We start from the raw sequence: 19,444 nt of genomic DNA, 5'->3' as shown, positions 1-19,444 counted from the left end.
CAACCTCGACCTTTTCAACGTTAGCCGTTCGCATAAATCCACTGCAATAATTCATCTTGCGCGGCACTGCTTTGAACCGCATTTTTATGATTAACAAAACACACCACCACATAGCGTTTTCCTGACGCGGCTAACACATAGCCCGCAATGGCGCGCACACCTTCCAAGCTCCCGCTTTTAATATGAGCATGTCCGGCCACTGCCTGATTAAGCGCACGTTTTTTCATCGTCCCGTCCACTCCAAGCACCGGCAAAGAGGACATAAGTTCCGGCATTACAGGTGACGCAAAAGCGTGGTTTAACATGCGCCCCATTTGATAGGCGCTAATCCGTTCGGTGCGCGACAAGCCGCTACCATTTTCCATCTGCAAACCCTGTGCATCAATACCAATGTGCGCAAACCACTGTTGAATTAATTGCGCAGCACGCGCCGGGTTCGCGGCTTGCTGACTGGCTTCTTTATCCAACGTCAGCATGACTAAACGTGTCATGACATTGTTGCTGTATTTATTCATGTCGCGCAGAATTTCCGGCAATGACTCTGAGCGCATCTCAGTGACCAGGCCAGCCATAGCAGGTAATACCGGTAAAACGCCTTGCTGAACTTCACCGTTAAACTGGCCGCCCGTTTCTTGCCATAGTTCACGGAATAAAGCGCCAACATAGTCTCCGTGGGTCAGTGGATAGGGCTGCAACAACCAGGTTTTGTCACCACAACTGCTTGGATACGTGCCACTTAATGCCACGTTAATTTTATGCTGAGCCATGCTAAATGTAGGCGTTAGTTTGTCGCGCCATTCACCACACGCACCGTTCACAAGACGCACGTTAACGCTGCTTTGCAATGCCAATGGCGTTAAGGTCGTTACCCGCAGACCACCGGCATCATTGTGCAGTTGCAAATTCATTACATTGAAATTCACCAGCAAGGCATCTGGTCCGACGTTATAGGGGCGGGTTGGGTCGCCATCAAAGTCAGCCGCATCAAAATTTTGCGGTTCCATCCAGGATGAATCAAGAATTAGATTTCCCTGAATTTCGCGGATTCCAGCAGCGCGAATTTGACGCAGCAACGTCCAAAAATTTTCGACTACCAACCGCGGATCGCCACCGCCTTGCAAAATCAAATCGCCCTGCAACACATCACCGGCCATCTGCCCTGTCATATACACCGAGGTTTTCCAGCTATAAGCCGGCCCCAATAAATCTAGGGCCGCGTAACTGGTGACTAATTTCATAGTAGAAGCGGGCTGCAAGGGCTGATCTGCCTGCCAGCTGATTAGTGGCGTGCTTGCTTGGGAAGGCTGGGTAACTTCTTGCACATAAACCCCAAGTGCATCTAAAGGCACTCGCGCTTTTTGCAAGGCTTGCGTGACGGTTGGTGGTAGTGATTGTGCGTGGAGAGAGGTACTAGATAATGCGGTGCATGTGAAGAATAACGTTGCGAAGAATAGTCGCATTCAAAGGGCTCCTGATTTTAAGTCGCGTAGAGTGAGCGCTCGTTTTCTCTCACTCTACTCTGATTGGATGCTACGCCTTAGGCAGCGTCACGCCAACCTGACCTTGGTATTTACCATTACGGTCTTTATAAGACATTTCACAGACTTCATCGCTCTCAAAGAACAGAACCTGTGCGCAACCTTCACCAGCGTAAATTTTAGCTGGAAGCGGTGTCGTGTTAGAGAATTCCAACGTAACGTAACCTTCCCATTCTGGCTCGAACGGTGTCACGTTCACGATAATTCCGCAACGTGCATATGTCGATTTACCGAGGCAGATCGTTAATACATTGCGCGGAATACGGAAATATTCCATGGTACGCGCCAAAGCGAATGAGTTAGGCGGGATGATGCAAACATCGCCTTGAAAATCGACAAACGATTTTTCATCGAAATTTTTAGGGTCAACAATGGTGCTGTTGATGTTGGTGAAAATTTTAAACTCATTGGCGCAGCGAATATCGTAGCCATAAGAAGAAGTGCCGTAGCTGACAATTTTCTGACCATTTTCAACCCGAACCTGACCTGGTTCGAACGGTTCGATCATCTTTGTTTCTTGCGCCATGCGGCGTATCCATGCGTCTGATTTAATGCTCATTATTACTCACCGTTAGGGTTTAATTTTCGCTATTTTACGCGAATTAGTTGTTTTTTGTGAACTGGAATAGCGTCAGTTTACTCGCGGCCTGAATCAGTAAAGATAGTATCGCGACCTTGCTCTCCGACTTCGGTATCGGTCACTTTGCCCTGCCCTAACAACACCGGCGGCACATAATTGGCCAGCAAAATTTCACGGCTTTGCGGCGTTTCCAAACTGACCCGACCTAATGCACCACTGCGATAATCGAGCAACAAAGTGTGCGCAGCTTTTTCAAAATCCCACTCGCCACCTTTTAAACGATAACCACGTTTTTTAGCCACGCCTTCAATCACACTCACCGCATCAATGCCGTCCGTGTTCATGCCGTAGCGAGCTACCAAAAATTGCGGGTAACGCTGCAACACCAGTTCAGCCAAAAACGTAGCAACTTCCTCTTCGATCAAGGCATTCACGCCCACCGCATGGCTGGCGGCTAACATTAAACCGTCGGTTGGATGTGCAATTTTTGGCCACAACATACCCGGAGTATCGGTCAAAATCATGTTTTTACCGAGGTATAAACGTTGCTGCACCTTAGTCACCGCTGGTTCATCACCCACTGGCGCTACGCGTTTTTTGAGCAGCGCATTCATCATGGTGGATTTGCCGACATTGGGAATTCCCATAATCATCATGCGCAACGGCTTGGTTGGCACTGCGCGATGCGGTGCCAAAGCCAGGCAGTAGCCAGTAATTTTTGCGACATCCGCCGGCTTTTTGCAGCTCAACGCGACGGCTTTAACGCCTTTTTGGGCGTTGTAAAAAGCCAGCCAAGCGGCTGTTGAGTCTGGATCGGCCAGATCGCTTTTATTTAGAATTTTGAGGCAAGGACGTTGCCGAAAATTGCGCAACTGCTCCACCATCGGATTGCAGCTCGCTTGCGGGATCCGCGCATCGAGTACTTCGATGACGAGGTCGGTGTTTTCCATGGTTTCCGCCGCTTTTTTGCGGGCGGCATTCATGTGACCGGGGAACCATTGTATGGACATGCGTTTCTTCTATAGCAAAATCAAACCGCTATTGTACGGATTTATGTGGAAATCGAGTTCTTTGTTTGGTTTTATGGCGCTAAATAGTGCGATATTGCCGTGTTTTTAAGAGATTATTGGCATCAATATTAACGATATTGCACGTTTTAATACGTAATTGGCTATCTCAAAGCCGTAAAAAGCAATCTTTTACCCACCTATATTTCGTGCATTTTACGGCTTTATGCCAGCCGTTTATATACTCCCCCTGTATGTTTAAAAATTTCTATCGCCATCAATATGACATTTGTCACTTTAAATTGCTGACAAGTGACTCTGTTTAAACCGATCCAATTCCAGCAAACTTCATTCCGTTGTCCCCTCTAACCTTTACCACTAAAAAACGGAGCGATTCACATGAGCCAACTACTGCAAATGATACCAACCTGGGTATTTTTCTTATTCTTCACATTGCTATACCTCGGTTATGCGCAGAGCAAAACCAGAGAAGTTTCCATGGCACGCCTCACGATCCTGCCTTTCGCAATGGTAATACTGTCGCTGTATAGCGTCTGGACCGCTTTCGGTAGCTCGCTGGCATTTGGTGCATGGATAATTGGTGCTGGTGCTGCACTGGCAGTAAATTCTAAACTCCAGCATGGTCGAGGTGTAACACGACATACCATCAGCGGCCATGTAGTGGTGCCGGGCAGCTGGCTACCGCTTGGATTAATGATGTCTATTTTTGTGACCAAATTCATTGTTGCATTCATGATCGCCAGCCACGCAATGCTAGCGAATACTCCCGCATTCCCGGTCATTGCCAGCTTCTGCTTCGGCGTATTCAGCGGTACATTCTTTGCCAGATCACTCTACATCGGCCATGCTGCCCGTTCACAAACAGGGACGCTGATAGCAAGCTAAGAGTAACGGGCGCGCCTCCCATTAATAATGCTGCGGCATTGCAAGAGTATCGCTAAAATGAGGGCTAACTTCCCATCTAAACGCTCACGAGCACAAAACAACATGCATGAATTAAAACGAATATTAACCGGACCGTGGGTGCCTAAATATCATGGCAAAGCACCTTATTTTTGGTTGCTCATGCTAGTTTTTTTTGCTTGGAAATACTTGTTTACTACTCCAAGTATCAGCGAAAACGTTTTGTTCTGGCTAACTATAGTCGTGTTCGTACCATTGTATTTTGGCAGCCTGTGGGTGAAAAATTTACGCTCGGTTTTTTTCATTTTGAGTGTGTGCATGCTGGGCGTGTTATGGGCCCCGACCAATTTCGGCGCTTCGGTTTTCTTCATTTTTTCTGCAGCACTATGTTCCCGGATTGAGCAGTCCCGCTTGGCATTTGGCATGCTCGCCATTGTGTTAGCTATACTTGGCGTGGTAGTACTGACGTTTCATTTGCCGTCAAATTTTTGGTTCCCGTCACTCATCGTCTCAATTTCAGTCGGCGCTACCAATATCCTGCAGTCCAACTTAAAGCGTTCACGCGAACAATTACTGCGAACCCAGGAAGAAGTAGCGCACATGGCGACGATTGCAGAACGCGAACGTATTTCACGCGATTTACATGATTTACTTGGTCATACCTTATCCCTCATCACGCTCAAAGCGGAATTAGCCGGGAAATTACTAGCACGTGATGTGCAAGCATGTCAGCAAGAAATCAAGGATATTGAAAACAGTGCGCGCCACGCCCTGAGCGAGGTGCGCTCAGCAGTGAGTGGTTATCGACAGGTTGGTTTTTCACATGAACTGAATAACGCCCGTAACTGCTTAAGCGCCGCTAATATTCAGCTCTCCACACAAATCCAGACGCTACCGTTAACAGCCGCAACGGAGAATGTACTAGCTCTAACTTTGCGCGAAGCCGTCACCAATATAGTGCGGCATGCCAATGCAACCCACTGCGAAATTAAGCTTGAATTAGAAATGGATTTTATTGTGCTGCAAATACAAGACAATGGCGTAGGAGTGAAAAATGTGGCGGCGATTCAACAAGGAAATGGACTGATCGGCATGCATGAGCGCGTCAACGCAACTGGCGGCAGGCTAGCCTTAAAGGTCAATAATGGCTTGGCGTTACAGCTATTCATTCCAATGGGAGTTGCCCTATGAGTTCTCCTACAATACGCGTCCTCATTGCAGAAGATCAGGCACTGGTATTAGGCGCGCTAAGTGCGCTTCTCAAGCTCGAACCGGATCTGGATATTGTTGGTATGGCGCGCAATGGGAAAGAAGCACTCGCGATGGCGCAAACCTTATTACCGGACATCATCATGACCGACATCGAAATGCCGCTCATGACAGGACTTGAATTAGCAAGCAAGCTGCAAGAACTAGCTCTGCCAAGCAAAGTGTTAATCGTCACTACCTTTGCCCGCACCGGCTTTTTACGCCGGGCTTTAAGCGCCGGGGTACGCGGTTATTTACTCAAAGATGCACCCTCCGAAACCCTAGCCGCCGCAATACGCACGGTGCATGCAGGAGGCCGAGCGATTGCGCCAGAGCTTGCTATAGAGAGTTGGAGTGGCGCACAAGATCCGCTCAACGAGCGCGAACGACAGGTATTGCGATTAGCTGGCGAAGGAAAACGCAGTGCTGAAATCGCCAAACTGATCCATTTATCGGAAGGTACGGTACGCAATTATTTATCCGAAGCGATAAGTAAACTCAACGCGAACACCCGCGTGGAAGCGTTTCGATTAGCTCGTGATGCGGGATGGCTGTAGGAATGGCGACATTTTGTAACTAACGCATATCGCATTGATCAACGCTTACTGAAGTTGATGTTGATGTTGGTGTTGAAGTTGTTTTTGAAGTGGGTGTTGATTTTGACCTACCTCCACTTCTGGTTCGGCCGGTTATTTAACTGAAAAATGGATAAGAAAGGTTCGTTGTTTGAGCGCAGCGAGTTTCGAACTTTTCCCATTTTTCCGTTAAATAATCGGGGTTTCCGAAACAGCGTGGTCGCCTTTTTTTGCTTACTTTTTTTTGGCGAAGCAAAAAAAGTGAGTAGTTGCCGGTCTACCACCGGCCCCAAGCCTTAAGTTTGTCATTTTGGTTGATTAATATAAGTCAGAGCAATATCATCTTTGAATTTGAGAATATGACAAAGCTGGTTGATAAACGGCTTGTTTTTGAATTACTTTCGGAGTTAATTTATGGCTTGTAGGTCGGTGGTAGACTGGCGGCTACCCACGATCTACCAGTCCCCAATTATCAAAAGTAGTTCGTAAAATAAATCCCGTACCTTTGAATAAATCTAATCAAACCCTACCCCCGCTTAGGCAACATCCGCACCAATGTATTATCCCGCTGCACATAATGATGAAACAAAGCCGCCAACGCATGCGCACCAATCAAAAAATAACCAAGGTTACCTATCGTCTCATGCCAATCAAATATAGTTTCCGCTAATTCTTTATTTGGGCCGATTAACGACGGCAACGCTATACCAAAAAAATAGGTAACTTTACCTGCCGCAGCGCGCCCTAAACAACCTGCAATCGGCATACCAATCATTAACAAATACAAAGCCCAATGCATCAATTTGGCAGACCATTTTTGCCATACTGTGATAGCAGGTTTAATCACAGGTTCCGGCGCAATAACGCGCAACACCAAGCGCACGCAAACCAACAAAAATATTGTAACGCCCAGCGAAAAATGCCATGTCATTAAACCGCTGCGCATTTCACTTCCTTTCGGGAAGAAGTCATGTAACTCAACACAGGTATACACACCCGCCAACACCAACAACATCAACCAATGCAACCCAATAGAAAGGGAACCGTAGCGTTCTTTGGTATTTAAATATGCCATCTTTTTCTTCTCCAGTTAAATAAATAGTAGTTTTTCAGTCCAACCCAGCCAACACTTTAATATGTGCAACCACACTACGCCCCAGTGCCGATGTGTTGTAGCCACCCTCCAGGCAACTGACCACCCGACTAAAGGAATATTGTTTAGCAATCTGCATAATTTGCATTGTTATCCACGCATAATCTGCCTCAACCAAACCTAATTGACCTATCAAATCCTCACGGTGCGCATCAAATCCGGCCGAGATAAAAATCATTTGCGGTTGATGCGCATGCAAGGCTGGCAGCCAATGCTGCTCAACCAACGAGCGAATTAATGCGCCGTCAGTATACGCAGGCACCGGCAAATTGAGCATATTTTTTGAAATAAATTCCGTCCCCGAGTAGGGATAACACGGATGCTGGAAGAAACTCACCATTAACACTCTTGGGTCATTTTCAAACACTGCTTGAGTGCCATTACCGTGATGCACATCAAAATCAACAATCGCAATACGCTCCAAACCATGAACGTCTAACGCATGTTTAGCCGCTAAAGCGAGGTTATTAAACAGACAAAAGCCCATCGCCTCGTCTGGCGTAGCATGATGCCCGGGAGGCCGAATACTGCAAAAGGCGTTTTCAACTTCCCCGTCCAATACCGCCTTGGTCGCCGCGATTGCGGCACCTGCTGCTGCGCGTGCCGCAGTCCAACTGGATGGATTTAATAACGTGTCGCCATCGAGAGGATAATAACCAAACTCTGGCGTATGCTCTTTAATGCGCGCAATCGTGCCGCGCGTATGCACAAGGGCCAACTCATCTTCCGTCGCTAACGGCGCCTCACAATGCAGGACTAAATCATCGATCCGGCTGGTGATTAAATAATCATCAATCGTGCTTAATCTAAGAGGAGACTCGGGATGATCTGCACCCATTTCATGCAGCTTGCAAGCAGGATGAGTGTAAAACGCGGTTGTCATGATAAAGGCTCGTCAAGTTATGGAGTGAAGTATTACGGGCGAAGCGTTGCAGGTGTTGTATTAGGATGTTCACAATGAATCTAACAGCAATTTTCGCATAAAATGCAGCAAATATAATTAAAAGGTGTTTCCATGTTTTCTAAATTGCATGCGGCTGCCGAGCAGCTTAATCAAATCATCGTTGGCAAACCGATTCAAATCAGGCAAGCACTGGTATGCCTGTTAGCTGGCGGCCATTTGCTGATTGAAGACATTCCCGGCGTTGGCAAAACTACGCTGGCACATGCATTGGCAATTACGCTAGGTTTACAAATGAATCGGCTACAATTTACCAGTGATTTAATGCCCGCTGACGTAATCGGAATATCTATTTTTGAGCGCGAAAAAAACAGCTTCATGTTTCACCCCGGCCCTATATTTACCCAAGTACTGCTCGCTGATGAGATTAATCGTGCCACACCAAAAACGCAATCAGCCTTGCTTGAAGCGATGGAAGAACGGCAGGTAACCGCTGAAGGCACAACCCACGCTTTACCTCAGCCCTTTTTTGTACTCGCAACGCAAAACCCACTGCATCAGGTCGGCACGTTTCCGCTTCCGGAATCGCAACTCGACCGCTTTTTAATGTGTATTTCATTGGGCTACCCGGACGCCGCCGCGGAACGTGCATTATTAATGGGTGATGATCGGCGCTCCATGCTGCAAAAATTACCAAAAATAATGCAGGCGCACGAATTAATGGCGGCGCAACAAGCAATCAAACACATTCATTGCTCTGCCTCGCTACTTGATTATTTACAAAAGCTCATATTAGAGACACGTCGTAACGGACTGTTTACCGCTGGCTTAAGCCCCCGGGCAGGATTAGCTCTATTACAGGCCGCACGCGCCTGGGCCGCATTAGAGGGGCGTGACCATGTTATTCCTGAAGATGTGCAGGCAGTATTTATTGCGGTTGCGGCGCATCGCCTGCATCCCTTGGCATCAACCTCAGGTAACACCATGTCGAGCCAGGCTTTATTATCCAAATTACTCAAACAAGTTGCGCTCTGATGCTGGACAACATACAACGTAAAATCATTTTTTGGCAGCATCCGGCTGCAAGCAGCAAAGAATTGATTTTGGACCGACAGCGGGTTTATATTTTACCCAGCAAAGCCGGTTTAATTTACGGATTAATGTTGCTGTCGATATTTATTACCGCGATCAATTACGGCCTGAATTTGGGCTATGCCTTAGATTTCATCTTAATCAGTTGTGCATGGCTGGGCATACTGCTTACATTCCGGAATTTAGCCGGATTAGGGCTGGATGCATCAGGCAGTCCCGCCGTATTTTCAGGCGAACTAGCCCATTTCAGCGTCCACTTAAACAATCATTCAAAACGCGCGCGTTACGCTATTGCCATTGGGTTTGATAAATCATCCATGCAAATGGTGGATATTCCTGAACACAGCAGCCATAGTATGACGCTCGCTACACAAACAACGCAGCGCGGCTGGATGCCATGCCCTCGCATTCGCCTGCAAACATCGTTTCCCTTTGGCCTGTTAAATGCATGGTCTTATTGGAAAACCACACAGAAAATCCTCGTATATCCCGCACCAGAACTAAATCCCCCACCGCTGCCTTATGCTGCAATGAGCGCAAGTGGCCACGAATTGACGGCAGGACAAGATGAGTTTAGTGGCGTCCGTAATTATCAAGTGGGGGATTCGCTAAAACAATTGGCCTGGAGGCAAATGGCGCGCCAAAGTGCAGGGGGCAACGAGGTATTACTCAGTAAGCATTTTGAAGGCGGGTTAAAAAAAATTTGCGTACTGGACTTTGACGACCTTCCTCTCCAGTTCGGAGCTGAGCAAAAACTCTCTCGTTTATGTGCCTGGTTACTGAAGGCAGAACAAGAGCAGGTAAGTTACGCGTTTAAACTTGGAGCTGAACAATTTGCACTCAATTCGGGTGAGGATCATCAACGCTGCTGCTTAACAGCCCTTGCCCTATTCGGCATAGGGGAAAACCGATGACCTCGCTCATACAACGCATCGCCGCGTTACCGCGAGATAAAACCGACGCCTTGCTACTGATTTTTGCTTGTGCCATGGTGTTATTACCTTTTACTGAACATAGTCCAACATGGATCAACGCTATAGCTGGCTTGCTCATCGCATGGCGAGTATGGATCACGTTACGTGGGCAAGTCATGCCGAAAAAATGGCTGCTTACACTTATTTCTGCGCTTCTATTAACTGCTGTGTACCTGCATTTTCATACGTGGTTAGGTAAAGATGCGGGGATCGCATTTTTGATTGTTCTAGCCTGTTTAAAAATGCTGGAAATGCATGCGCGCCGCGATGCAGTCGCTGTTATTTTTGCCAGTTATTTTTTATTAGTGGGGCAACTACTCTATTCCCAAAGCCTATTAACGGCTATGTATTTATTACTGTGCATTTGCTTGCTGATCAGTGCGCAACTCACTTTCCAATATTACCAATTAACGCCGTCATTCCCGAAACGGCTAGCTAGCGGCTTTAAAATTGTAGGTTTGGCGATTCCGCTGGCCTTGATTTTCTTCCTGCTTTTCCCACGTATTCAAGGGCCACTATGGGGAAAACAACAAGGTAATTCCGGCGGCATCACCGGATTATCGGACAGCATGGAGCCCGGCAATGTAGCAGAACTTGCTCTGTCTGATCAGATTGCATTTCGGGTTAAATTTTTGGGCACAACACCAGCCCCATCACAGCTGTATTGGCGCGCAATTGTGCTTGATACATTTAACGGAAAACGCTGGAGCGCCAGTTCTGTTTCTGCCCCTGCGCAGCAAGAATCCACGCCCCCAGCACATGGCCGGCAGGTTACGCAAGAAATAATCATGGAGCCGCATAATCAGCGCTGGCTATTTGGGCTTGACCGTCCGACCAGCATCACTGGCTCAACAGAACTAAACAGCACACTTACCCGCTATTGGGAAATGCGCAGTAGCAGCCCAATTCAAGAGCGCATCCGCTACACGATTACCAGTAACCTAAGCAATACTGCCAACATGAATACCGCTCCTCCTGCCTCACTTTCTGAGCGCATGGCAGCAGAACGCCAATCATTACTACTTCCCAATGGCTACAACCCATTAACCCTTCAATGGGCCCAACAATTTCGCCAGAAAAGCACCGATCCTGCACAGCTAGCTAACTTAGTACTGCGTTTTTTCCGCGAACAGCCATTCAGATACACACTAGCGCCACCGCCATTAGGCGTTAATCAAGTCGATGATTTTATGTTTGGCACACAGGCTGGCTTTTGTGAACATTATGCGAGTGCTTTTGTGGTGGTGATGAGAGCTATGGGCATTCCAGCCCGAGTCGTTACCGGATACCAAGGCGGGGAAGTTAATCCGATTGATGGATTAATGACAGTAAGACAATCTGACGCGCACGCCTGGGCAGAAATTTGGCTAGAAGCACATGGCTGGGTTCGCTTTGACCCGACCGCTGCAGTTGCACCTAATCGTGTCGAACATGGCCTTAATGGCAGTTTCCCAAATCGCAACTTCTCTAATCTGCTTAACTTTAATCAGCAGACATGGCTATCCAATTTAGCCAAGGAAGCACGGTTAAGATGGGATGCAACAAACAGTGCCTGGAATTTATGGGCACTAAATTACAATTTAGACAAACAAAAAAACTTACTTTCCACATTGAGTGGCATCGAACACCCTCAAGCAACGCAATTAGGCGTTGCAATGATGATTGCAGCCAGTTTAGTGGTTGCTGCCTTATCACTATTACTGTTAGGCAAAAAAACCGTCCATAGCCCCTTAGATAAGTTGTATATTACATTTTGCCAATATATGAGCAGGCAAGGTTATCCGCGTATGCAGCACGAAGGAGCTCGTGATTATGGACAACGTTTGCAATTGGTTTTTCATAATAAAAAAGAATTAGCGGATTTTTTAACGCTATATACCAAGTGCAAATACGGAAAGAGTTACAATTCAAGCCATATACTCACTTTAAAAATGCTTTTAAAACTATGCCTTCAACTCAAGCCCTCCCCCGTTTAGCTGCGCTGCTTATTACTTTAGCGTCATTACTCTGCTCTATGCCCGTGTTTGCAGATGATCCAAAAACGATAAGCGTTAATGTTGTAGATGCTGCATCCATTGATTTTAACAACTCAAAAGAAGTAAATGAGTTTATTGATTACATGGTAACCAGGCACGCCTTCACCCGCGCTGAACTCGAACTTGTTTTTAGTAAAGTACAATTTAATGCACAAAGTATCCAGCTAATTAAACCTGCGCCCATCACCAAACCGAAAAACTGGCAGGCATATCGCGCACGTTTCGTCGAACCGATCCGCATCAAAGCAGGCGTAGAATTTTGGAATAAGTATGCAGAAGCATTGAACCGGGCTGAAAAACAATATGGAATACCGGCACAAATCATCGTCGGCATTATTGGCGTTGAAACTGTTTTCGGTAAAAACGTCGGTAAATTCCGCGTTGTCGATGTACTTAGCACATTAGGTTTTGCCTACCCAGATATCGCCAACAAAGAAGCCCGCATGGCGTATTTCCGAGGTGAACTAGAACAAAGTCTGTTGTACGCCAGAGAGTCTGGCATTGATCCCTTCAGCTTACTCGGCTCCTACGCCGGCGCTATTGGCTGGCCGCAATTCATGCCATCCAGTATTCGGCAATATGGCGTCGATTTTGATGGCGCTGGAAAAATAGATTTACGCAATAGCCCAGAAGATGCCATCGGCAGCGTCGCTAATTTTTTGGTTCAGCACGGATGGGAAACAGGGTTACCTATGGCGTTCCCGGCAACAATTACTAACGATCGTCCAGAACTGATGATTGCCAAAGAATTAAATGCAACGTATACACTTCAACAACTTGCTGATGTCGCCGTACCAACTCAAAAAAATACTCCGACGCAACCTCTGTACGGCTTAATAGATTTACAAAATGGTGAAAATTCTACTGAATATTGGTTGGCTACTCATAATTTCTTTGCTATAACGAAATATAACCGAAGTTATTTTTACGCTATGTCAGTAATTGAGCTTGGGAAAGCAGTTTGCACGGCACGGAATGCAAACAACCCATGCCAATGACTATAAATGTTGCTTAAATACATCAATTTAACAAAAATTAGACGTTAAGTTCTACTTCAAAATCAAATGATTTCCGAAAAGAAACCAAGTTTGTGGAAATTGAATTAAATTTAGTTATAATGCCAAATAGCAAAATTTACCGACAGGAAACACTAAAAGTAAGTTTCTTCAACAATAATGATTTTTTAGTTTGCATTTATAAATAAAATCTTCTACATTATTATTGAAATCACATTTAATTGCCATTTGAAAATATAAGAGCAACATGTTTTAGCAATTGTTTACGTTTAATTTAATAGAAACAATGTAAAACACGATATAATCTTACACAATTACTAACTAATAATTGTGTAATAAGATTACATCGACAAACTTAACAAACAACAGAATAGGATAAATATGACTAACCTCTTAGAACTTGAGTCCGATGAGATTGATTACGACCCAAACAATCTTCTAGATACTCTCATTAAACAATTGCATTTAAAAAATGACGCAGCGCTTTCCAGAGCTTTGGAAGTTGCTCCTCCAGTGATTAGTAAAATTCGTCACCGTCGTTTGCCAGTTGGCGCATCATTACTCATTCGCATGCATGAAATCAGCGATTTGAGTATTAAAGATTTGCGCGCTTTGATGGGTGATCGTCGTGCGAAGTTTCGTATCAGCGACAAACAGTTCAAGCCAAAAGCAGACGGCACAGAATAATTTGTTGCAATACAAAAAAAACACAAGCAGGCTTTAGGCCTGCTTGTGTCGTATACGATGTCTAAGTATGAAATTAAAATGCTGAGCCTAAATTCTGGCTCCGAATTTAATTTTGTAATTCTGCATTAAGCAGGAAAAATTCCTGTCGACAAATAGCGATCACCGCGGTCACACACGATAAATACAATCGTCGCATTCTCCACTGTTTCTGCTAGTCGCAATGCTACATCACATGCACCGCCAGAAGAAACCCCAGCAAAAATTCCCTCTTCAATCGCTAATTTTCGCGCCATATGTTCGGCATTTGCCTGACTAACCGAGATGACCTGATCTACTCGTGCTGCATCAAAAATTTTAGGCAAATAAGCTTCCGGCCACTTTCTAATGCCAGGAATTTGCGAGCCTTCCTCAGGTTGCGCGCCAATAATTTGAATTTGAGAATTTTGCTCTTTTAAATAACTGGAAACACCCATGATGGTGCCAGTAGTACCCATTGCACTAACAAAATGCGTCACAGCGCCGTTAGTATCGCGCCAGATTTCTGGACCAGTTCCGGTGTAATGCGCCAAAGGATTATCAGGATTAGCGAATTGATCAAGGATAACGCCCTGCCCTTCAGCTTGCATTTTTTCAGCTAAATCACGCGCATATTCCATGCCGCCGGTTTTAGGCGTCAAAATAATTTGCGCTCCATAAGCCGCCATGCTTTGACGGCGTTCAACGCTTAAATTTTCAGGCATCAGCAATGTCATTTTGTAGCCACGCATCGCAGCGACCAGAGCTAACGCAATGCCGGTATTGCCGCTTGTGGCTTCAATTAATGTATCACCAGGTTTAATTTGGCCGCGCTTTTCGGCAGCTAATATCATTGACAATGCAGGACGATCTTTAACAGAACCGGCAGGGTTATTACCTTCCAGCTTAGCCAAAATAATATTATTCCGCTGCGTTGCCAAATTACTCGGAATACGTTTTAACTGCACTAATGGCGTGTTCCCGATCGTATCTTCAATTGTCATGTATGACATGATATTCCCTATAGCACTAATCGCTGACTTAAACAAAAACCCCAAGGTTGCCCTTGGGGTTTTACTTTACACTAATTTGAAAAACTATTTCTTAACTGCGCTATTGCTTCCTGCTGCAGTAGCATTTTTTGCAGGAGCATCAGCTTTTGACTGACCATTCACAACTAAACCTGCTTTAGACAATTTAATTGATTTCTTACCACCAATACCTTTAACACGCTTTTCAAAATCAGCCCAATCTTTAAATTCACCCTTACTACGCTCTGCAAGAATAGCTTTAGAGGTCGAAGGGCCAATTCCTTTAATACCATCCAGACCAGCTTGATCGGCTTTATTCACATCGACTGCAGCAATAGCAATGCTCATTGAAATCACTAAAGCAAAAACGGCAAACAGAAACTTTTTAAACATGACAATCTCCTGAAATTACATTAATAACGAACCTTCTCTCGTGGACCAACAACTACGCCAACAAACTTAGCATATTTACACGGAAAAAGTTAGCTATATTAGTAATTATTTTGGAAACAGTTCATCATGTGTGACAGTTGCGGTACCTAATTTGCCGACGACAATACCGGCCGCCCGATTGGCAATCTCTACTGCTTCAAGTAAATCTTTACCTGAGGCTAACATTGCGCCCAAGGTAGCGATAACCGTATCGCCTGCACCGGAGACATCAAACACTTCACGCGCCATCGTCGGCACATGGTGCGTCAAACCTTCGGTATATAAACTCATTCCCTCTTCAGAACGAGTCACCAGTAACGCTTGAATATTTAAATGGCGGCGTAAATTTTGCGCTTTCTCAGTCAACTCAGCTTCGCTTTTCCAATCGCCGATTACTTGACGCAATTCAGACTTGTTCGGCGTAAGTATTGAAGCACCTGTGTATGGAGCAAAATCAGAGCCTTTAGGATCAACCAAAATGGTTTTTTTCAGCGCAATGCCGGAAGCGATCATGTCACGCACGTTCACCAAAGAACCTTTGGCATAATCAGACAAAATCACCACATTATGTTCAGGTAACAAGGTGTTGTATTGGCTTAATTTGTCACGCAACACGCCTTCCGTTGGCGCCTCTTCAAAATCCACCCGTATTAGCTGCTGCTGACGCCCAATAACGCGCAATTTAATAATGGTGGAAATATGTTTATCGCGGTTCAAATAACTATTAATTTGCGAATCGCGCAACAGGCCTTCTACAATATTTCCAGCCTCGTCTTCGCCAACGACACCAAGCAGGGAAGTAGTAATACCAAGCGCCGCCGCATTTCTTGCCACGTTCGCAGCACCACCTAAGCGCTCTTCGCGACGATCTATGCGCACAATGGGAACTGGAGCTTCAGGTGAAATACGATTCACTTCACCAAACCAATACCGGTCCAGCATCACATCGCCAACCACTAACATACTGCTGCTTTTTAATTTAAGTTTGTTCATATTTAAATCTATTTGGCTTGGGTTAACACCGAACGACCTATGCCATGGTATTCAATGCCTAGATCAGTCATATCCTGAGGATCAAACAAATTACGTCCATCAAAAATAATCGGATTTTTCAATTGCGATTTTAATTGGGAAAAATCAGGGCTGCGATATGCTTTCCATTCTGTGACGATCAGTAGAGCATCGGCTTTATTAGTTGCATCCATCGGATTGCTCACATAAGTAATGCGTGCCAATTGCTCAGGTTGATCTGCAAAGTCAAGCGCCAGAACGCGACGTGCTTCATCCATCGCAACCGGATCATGTACGGAAATAGTTGCACCACGACTCAACAGTTCACGCAACAAGACGCGTGAAGAAGCTGCGCGCATATCATCGGTATTCGGTTTAAATGCCAAGCCCCACAACGCAAAATGATGTCCTGCTAAATTCTCACCAAAACGAGCGATTATTTTTTTACCTAGTACCTGTTTTTGATTATCGTTGACTGATTCAACCGCACGCAAAATCAATAAATCTTGATCGTATTCACGTGCAGTTCTTTCTAATGCCTGCACATCTTTTGGAAAACATGAACCGCCATATCCACAACCGGCATATAAAAAACTATGGCCTATCCGTGGATCTGAACCAATACCATGCCGCACCGCTTCGATATCCACCCCGACGCAATCAGCCAAATTGGCTAATTCATTCATAAATGAGATACGTGTCGCCAACATGGCATTAGCAGCGTACTTAGTGAACTCAGCCGAACGCACATCCATCCAGTAAGTACGTTCACGATTACGGTTAAATGGCGTGTATAACTGCTTCACCAGCGCTTTGGCATGTAAACCAACTGCATCATTATCGCTGCCAATCACAATACGATCTGGGCGCATAAAGTCTTCGACTGCAGCGCCTTCTTTAAGAAATTCGGGATTAGATACTACCGAAAAACTACATTCTTTAGCGTTACGCTGACTTAGTTCAGCGGCAATCACTTTACTTACTTTTTCAGCAGTCCCTACGGGCACCGTTGACTTATCGATGACAACCTTGAAGCCCTGCATATACTTGCCAATATTTTTTGCTGCAGCCAACACGTATTGCAAATCAGCTGAGCCATCTTCATCCGGTGGAGTTCCTACAGCGATAAATTGAATATCGCCATGCGCCACGCTGGCTGCGACATCAGTTGTAAACTTCAATCGGCCATTAGCCCGATTAGCTGCAACGATGACATCTAAACCTGGTTCATGAATTGGGATACCGCCATTATTTAAAATAGCTACTTTATTTGCATCGAGATCAAGGCAAAGCACATCATTACCTAGCTCGGCTAAACAGGCGCCAGTCACCAAGCCAACATAGCCTGTGCCAATAATTGTAATTTTCATTTTTTCCCTAACTAATATTCTTATTCGACTAGTTCATTACATTTAATTCTTCAGTACGGCGCGGAGGATAGGTCTCCCAGCGATTGCACCCTGGGCATTGCCAATAGAATTGACGCGCCTTAAATCCACAATGTGAGCATTGATAACGCGCTAATTTTTTTGCATAGCCATGCACCAAATTTTTGACCATCGCTAATTCTTGCAACCGATCTGGCGCCACATATAACATGCGCGCATCCAGCAACTTATCCAAGCCTAACAAAGTTGGAGTGCGCCGTACTTCTTCCAGCACAATTTGCGTAGCAGCTTCACGCCCTTCTACTTCCAAACTTGCCTGATACAGCACTTCTAGCAAATCGATAGATGGTGCTTGTTCCAAATAATTTTTTAGTACATTGATGCCCTCTTGCGCACGCGATAAAGAGCTATAAACATCCATGATCCGTTGCGCCACCAAGGAAACATGAGGTGCACTTTGTTGCTCGACCCGACGCCAGGTTTGCAGTGCATTTTCAGGTTGATTTTCAGCCAGATAGATATCACCGCGAAGTATCGTGGCCCGCACATTACTACGATCAGTTGCATGCGCTTTTTCTAACCATTCAACGGCAACGTTGGTATGTGCATTCAAGATTTCATCTTGTGCCAATTCGCAATAAAATTGAGCGATCTCTTTTTGTCTGGTTCCCGCACCAGACTCTTGCAATGCAATCGCTGCATCAATAGCGCGCATCCACTCTTTTTCACGCTGGTAAATTTCCAGCAAGGCACGCCTAGCTTGAACGCTGTACGTTGAATTGATTAGCAGGCCAAAAGTTTCTTCGGCGCGATCCAGTAAACCAGCTTTAAGATAGTCTTGCCCCAACTCATAATTAGCCTGTCCTTGCTGTTCCAGCGGCAAATCAGGTCTGACCAATAAGTTCTGATGCACCCGAATTGCACGCTCAGTCTCGCCGCGACGACGGAATAAATTACCTAGAGCAAAATGCAAATCGACCGTTTCCGGGTCGAGTTTTAACACTTCAATAAAAGCATCAATCGCTTTATCGTGCTGTTCATTAAGTAAAAAATTAAGTCCTTTAAAATAACCACGCGGCAAACTGCGTGACTCAGATAACAATTGCTTAATATCAACGCGCGCAGCTACCCAGCCCAATATAAAAAATACCGGGATGAACAGCAACCACCAAATTTCAAATTCCATTTGAGTTTATTTTTTTAAATATTTTTATAAATCAGAAAGCAACCAAGCTTTTAAACGCTATCCGGTTGCGGAGGGCGACTGTTTTCGGTTTGTAATTTTGTGACTTCTTGTTCCATTGCTGTCAGATTTTTTTTATGCTTAGATAAATCACGACGATGTCTAAACAACGTTGGCAACATCGCAAACACGCCCAATACAATGCCAGCAATGAAAAAAATCAACAACATCAACACCAGCGGGCCAGGGAATTCATAGCCCATAAAAAAACGTAATGTTACGCTTTCAGTGTTATTTAAAGCAAATCCAAAAAAAATAACGAACAACAATACCGTGATAATTTTAGAAATAATTTTCATAGCACACCTTTTTTACGAATACATTTATTAACAAACGGCATTGTACGTGAATAAGCCGAATAACTGTTTTGTTGTCTGGTGCGCCGATCAGTTTTTACAGCTATTTTAAGCAAAAATCTTCCAATTCCAAACTTACTTCATTTCTTTTCAAACGTTTTTAATGTTGCGCGTATTTAACACAAATAAATGCGCTAATTCCCCATAGAAAAATAGGCTTAATTAAATCATCATTCATAGTTAAATAACGCCAAATAGTTTCCATAAAATCATATTAATTAAGCATATTAACAACAC

General features: G+C 45.1%; 19 protein-coding genes. 8 read left to right on the top strand and 11 right to left on the bottom strand.

Annotated elements, in window-relative coordinates:
- Positions 1-20 precede the first annotated feature (20 nt).
- From dacB to ylqF, 3 genes are all read right to left on the bottom strand, one after another.
- Positions 21-1,460, bottom strand: a complete 1,440-nt coding sequence (gene dacB, locus S2091_RS12950) for a D-alanyl-D-alanine carboxypeptidase/D-alanyl-D-alanine endopeptidase (protein ID WP_105532370.1) — start codon at positions 1,458-1,460, stop codon at positions 21-23.
- 70 nt (positions 1,461-1,530) lie between these two features.
- A complete protein-coding gene (gene dcd, locus S2091_RS12945) occupies positions 1,531-2,097 on the bottom strand; it encodes a dCTP deaminase (RefSeq protein ID WP_105532369.1) in 567 nt (188 codons plus the stop codon).
- A 77-nt stretch (positions 2,098-2,174) separates the two neighbouring features.
- The gene (gene ylqF / locus S2091_RS12940; RefSeq protein WP_105532368.1) at positions 2,175-3,128 is read right to left on the bottom strand and encodes a ribosome biogenesis GTPase YlqF; all 954 of its coding nucleotides are present in this window, start codon (positions 3,126-3,128) and stop codon (positions 2,175-2,177) included.
- A 396-nt stretch (positions 3,129-3,524) separates the two neighbouring features.
- Between ylqF and S2091_RS12935 the strand changes: the two genes are divergently transcribed.
- From S2091_RS12935 to S2091_RS12925, 3 genes are all read left to right on the top strand, one after another.
- Entirely contained in the window at positions 3,525-4,031 is a 507-nt protein-coding gene (locus S2091_RS12935) for a DUF6622 family protein (protein ID WP_105532367.1), read from the top strand.
- Positions 4,032-4,238: 207 nt separating this feature from the next.
- Positions 4,239-5,240, top strand: a complete 1,002-nt coding sequence (locus S2091_RS12930) for a sensor histidine kinase (protein ID WP_243405414.1) — start codon at positions 4,239-4,241, stop codon at positions 5,238-5,240.
- On the top strand, positions 5,237-5,854 hold the full coding sequence (locus S2091_RS12925) for a response regulator transcription factor (RefSeq protein WP_105532365.1): 618 nt from the start codon (positions 5,237-5,239) through the stop codon (positions 5,852-5,854). The genes S2091_RS12930 and S2091_RS12925 overlap by 4 nt, the downstream gene beginning before the upstream one ends.
- A 544-nt stretch (positions 5,855-6,398) precedes the next feature.
- Here S2091_RS12925 and S2091_RS12920 read toward each other — a convergent pair.
- Both S2091_RS12920 and S2091_RS12915 read right to left on the bottom strand, forming a co-directional pair.
- Positions 6,399-6,947, bottom strand: coding sequence for a cytochrome b (locus S2091_RS12920; RefSeq protein ID WP_105532364.1), 549 nt, complete (start codon positions 6,945-6,947; stop codon positions 6,399-6,401).
- 34 nt (positions 6,948-6,981) lie between these two features.
- Positions 6,982-7,908 carry a histone deacetylase family protein gene (locus S2091_RS12915; RefSeq protein WP_105532363.1) on the bottom strand — a complete coding sequence of 309 codons (927 nt, stop codon included), beginning with the start codon at positions 7,906-7,908 and terminating at the stop codon, positions 6,982-6,984.
- 132 nt (positions 7,909-8,040) lie between these two features.
- Here S2091_RS12915 and S2091_RS12910 point away from each other — a divergent pair, with 132 nt between their 5' ends.
- From S2091_RS12910 to S2091_RS12890, 5 genes are all read left to right on the top strand, one after another.
- Positions 8,041-8,961 (top strand): AAA family ATPase, encoded by a 921-nt coding sequence (locus S2091_RS12910; RefSeq protein ID WP_105532362.1) that lies wholly within the window; start codon positions 8,041-8,043, stop codon positions 8,959-8,961.
- Complete coding sequence (locus S2091_RS12905) at positions 8,961-9,932, top strand: DUF58 domain-containing protein (RefSeq protein WP_105532361.1); 972 nt, start codon at positions 8,961-8,963, stop codon at positions 9,930-9,932. The genes S2091_RS12910 and S2091_RS12905 overlap by 1 nt, the downstream gene beginning before the upstream one ends.
- Positions 9,929-11,968, top strand: coding sequence for a transglutaminase TgpA family protein (locus S2091_RS12900; RefSeq protein WP_105532360.1), 2,040 nt, complete (start codon positions 9,929-9,931; stop codon positions 11,966-11,968). Before S2091_RS12905 ends, S2091_RS12900 begins: the two co-directional genes overlap by 4 nt.
- Complete coding sequence (mltB, locus tag S2091_RS12895) at positions 11,938-13,026, top strand: lytic murein transglycosylase B (RefSeq protein WP_105532359.1); 1,089 nt, start codon at positions 11,938-11,940, stop codon at positions 13,024-13,026. The genes S2091_RS12900 and mltB overlap by 31 nt, the downstream gene beginning before the upstream one ends.
- Before the next feature lie 399 nt (positions 13,027-13,425).
- On the top strand, positions 13,426-13,731 hold the full coding sequence (locus tag S2091_RS12890; protein ID WP_105532358.1) for a hypothetical protein: 306 nt from the start codon (positions 13,426-13,428) through the stop codon (positions 13,729-13,731).
- Between the two features lie 125 nt (positions 13,732-13,856).
- Here S2091_RS12890 and cysM read toward each other — a convergent pair whose 3' ends face one another.
- The 6 genes from cysM to S2091_RS12860 all read right to left on the bottom strand — a co-directional run bounded on the left by cysM (position 13,857) and on the right by S2091_RS12860 (position 19,150).
- Positions 13,857-14,759, bottom strand: a complete 903-nt coding sequence (gene cysM, locus S2091_RS12885) for a cysteine synthase CysM (protein WP_105532357.1) — start codon at positions 14,757-14,759, stop codon at positions 13,857-13,859.
- A gap of 84 nt (positions 14,760-14,843) precedes the next feature.
- Positions 14,844-15,170 carry a ComEA family DNA-binding protein gene (locus S2091_RS12880; RefSeq protein WP_105532356.1) on the bottom strand — a complete coding sequence of 109 codons (327 nt, stop codon included), beginning with the start codon at positions 15,168-15,170 and terminating at the stop codon, positions 14,844-14,846.
- Positions 15,171-15,275: 105 nt separating this feature from the next.
- Positions 15,276-16,202, bottom strand: coding sequence for a D-glycero-beta-D-manno-heptose-7-phosphate kinase (gene rfaE1 / locus S2091_RS12875; protein ID WP_105532355.1), 927 nt, complete (start codon positions 16,200-16,202; stop codon positions 15,276-15,278).
- A gap of 8 nt (positions 16,203-16,210) precedes the next feature.
- A complete protein-coding gene (locus tag S2091_RS12870) occupies positions 16,211-17,590 on the bottom strand; it encodes a UDP-glucose dehydrogenase family protein (RefSeq protein ID WP_105532354.1) in 1,380 nt (459 codons plus the stop codon).
- Positions 17,591-17,618: 28 nt separating this feature from the next.
- A complete protein-coding gene (gene lapB / locus S2091_RS12865; RefSeq protein WP_105532353.1) occupies positions 17,619-18,794 on the bottom strand; it encodes a lipopolysaccharide assembly protein LapB in 1,176 nt (391 codons plus the stop codon).
- Between the two features lie 50 nt (positions 18,795-18,844).
- Positions 18,845-19,150 carry a LapA family protein gene (locus tag S2091_RS12860; protein ID WP_105532352.1) on the bottom strand — a complete coding sequence of 102 codons (306 nt, stop codon included), beginning with the start codon at positions 19,148-19,150 and terminating at the stop codon, positions 18,845-18,847.
- Positions 19,151-19,444: the final 294 nt, after the last annotated feature.

The sequence above is a fragment of the Solimicrobium silvestre genome (assembly GCF_002976435.1).
In the GTDB taxonomy this organism is placed as follows: domain Bacteria; phylum Pseudomonadota; class Gammaproteobacteria; order Burkholderiales; family Burkholderiaceae_D; genus Solimicrobium; species Solimicrobium silvestre.
Note: the sequence above shows the minus strand (reverse complement) of the source record. Positions and strands in the feature narration are given on the sequence as shown.

What these genes read in the sequence shown, in the direction of transcription:
- S2091_RS12860 (WP_105532352.1), bottom strand. Translation starts at nt 19,150, where the DNA reads ATGAAAATTATTTCTAAAATTATCACGGTATTGTTGTTCGTTATTTTT.
- S2091_RS12890 (WP_105532358.1), top strand. Translation starts at nt 13,426, where the DNA reads ATGACTAACCTCTTAGAACTTGAGTCCGATGAGATTGATTACGACCCA.
- S2091_RS12880 (WP_105532356.1), bottom strand. Translation starts at nt 15,170, where the DNA reads ATGTTTAAAAAGTTTCTGTTTGCCGTTTTTGCTTTAGTGATTTCAATG.
- dcd (WP_105532369.1), bottom strand. Translation starts at nt 2,097, where the DNA reads ATGAGCATTAAATCAGACGCATGGATACGCCGCATGGCGCAAGAAACA.
- S2091_RS12870 (WP_105532354.1), bottom strand. Translation starts at nt 17,590, where the DNA reads ATGAAAATTACAATTATTGGCACAGGCTATGTTGGCTTGGTGACTGGC.
- S2091_RS12920 (WP_105532364.1), bottom strand. Translation starts at nt 6,947, where the DNA reads ATGGCATATTTAAATACCAAAGAACGCTACGGTTCCCTTTCTATTGGG.
- rfaE1 (WP_105532355.1), bottom strand. Translation starts at nt 16,202, where the DNA reads ATGAACAAACTTAAATTAAAAAGCAGCAGTATGTTAGTGGTTGGCGAT.
- S2091_RS12915 (WP_105532363.1), bottom strand. Translation starts at nt 7,908, where the DNA reads ATGACAACCGCGTTTTACACTCATCCTGCTTGCAAGCTGCATGAAATG.
- S2091_RS12905 (WP_105532361.1), top strand. Translation starts at nt 8,961, where the DNA reads ATGCTGGACAACATACAACGTAAAATCATTTTTTGGCAGCATCCGGCT.
- dacB (WP_105532370.1), bottom strand. Translation starts at nt 1,460, where the DNA reads ATGCGACTATTCTTCGCAACGTTATTCTTCACATGCACCGCATTATCT.
- S2091_RS12925 (WP_105532365.1), top strand. Translation starts at nt 5,237, where the DNA reads ATGAGTTCTCCTACAATACGCGTCCTCATTGCAGAAGATCAGGCACTG.
- cysM (WP_105532357.1), bottom strand. Translation starts at nt 14,759, where the DNA reads ATGTCATACATGACAATTGAAGATACGATCGGGAACACGCCATTAGTG.
- S2091_RS12935 (WP_105532367.1), top strand. Translation starts at nt 3,525, where the DNA reads ATGAGCCAACTACTGCAAATGATACCAACCTGGGTATTTTTCTTATTC.
- lapB (WP_105532353.1), bottom strand. Translation starts at nt 18,794, where the DNA reads ATGGAATTTGAAATTTGGTGGTTGCTGTTCATCCCGGTATTTTTTATA.
- ylqF (WP_105532368.1), bottom strand. Translation starts at nt 3,128, where the DNA reads ATGTCCATACAATGGTTCCCCGGTCACATGAATGCCGCCCGCAAAAAA.
- mltB (WP_105532359.1), top strand. Translation starts at nt 11,938, where the DNA reads ATGCCTTCAACTCAAGCCCTCCCCCGTTTAGCTGCGCTGCTTATTACT.
- S2091_RS12910 (WP_105532362.1), top strand. Translation starts at nt 8,041, where the DNA reads ATGTTTTCTAAATTGCATGCGGCTGCCGAGCAGCTTAATCAAATCATC.
- S2091_RS12900 (WP_105532360.1), top strand. Translation starts at nt 9,929, where the DNA reads ATGACCTCGCTCATACAACGCATCGCCGCGTTACCGCGAGATAAAACC.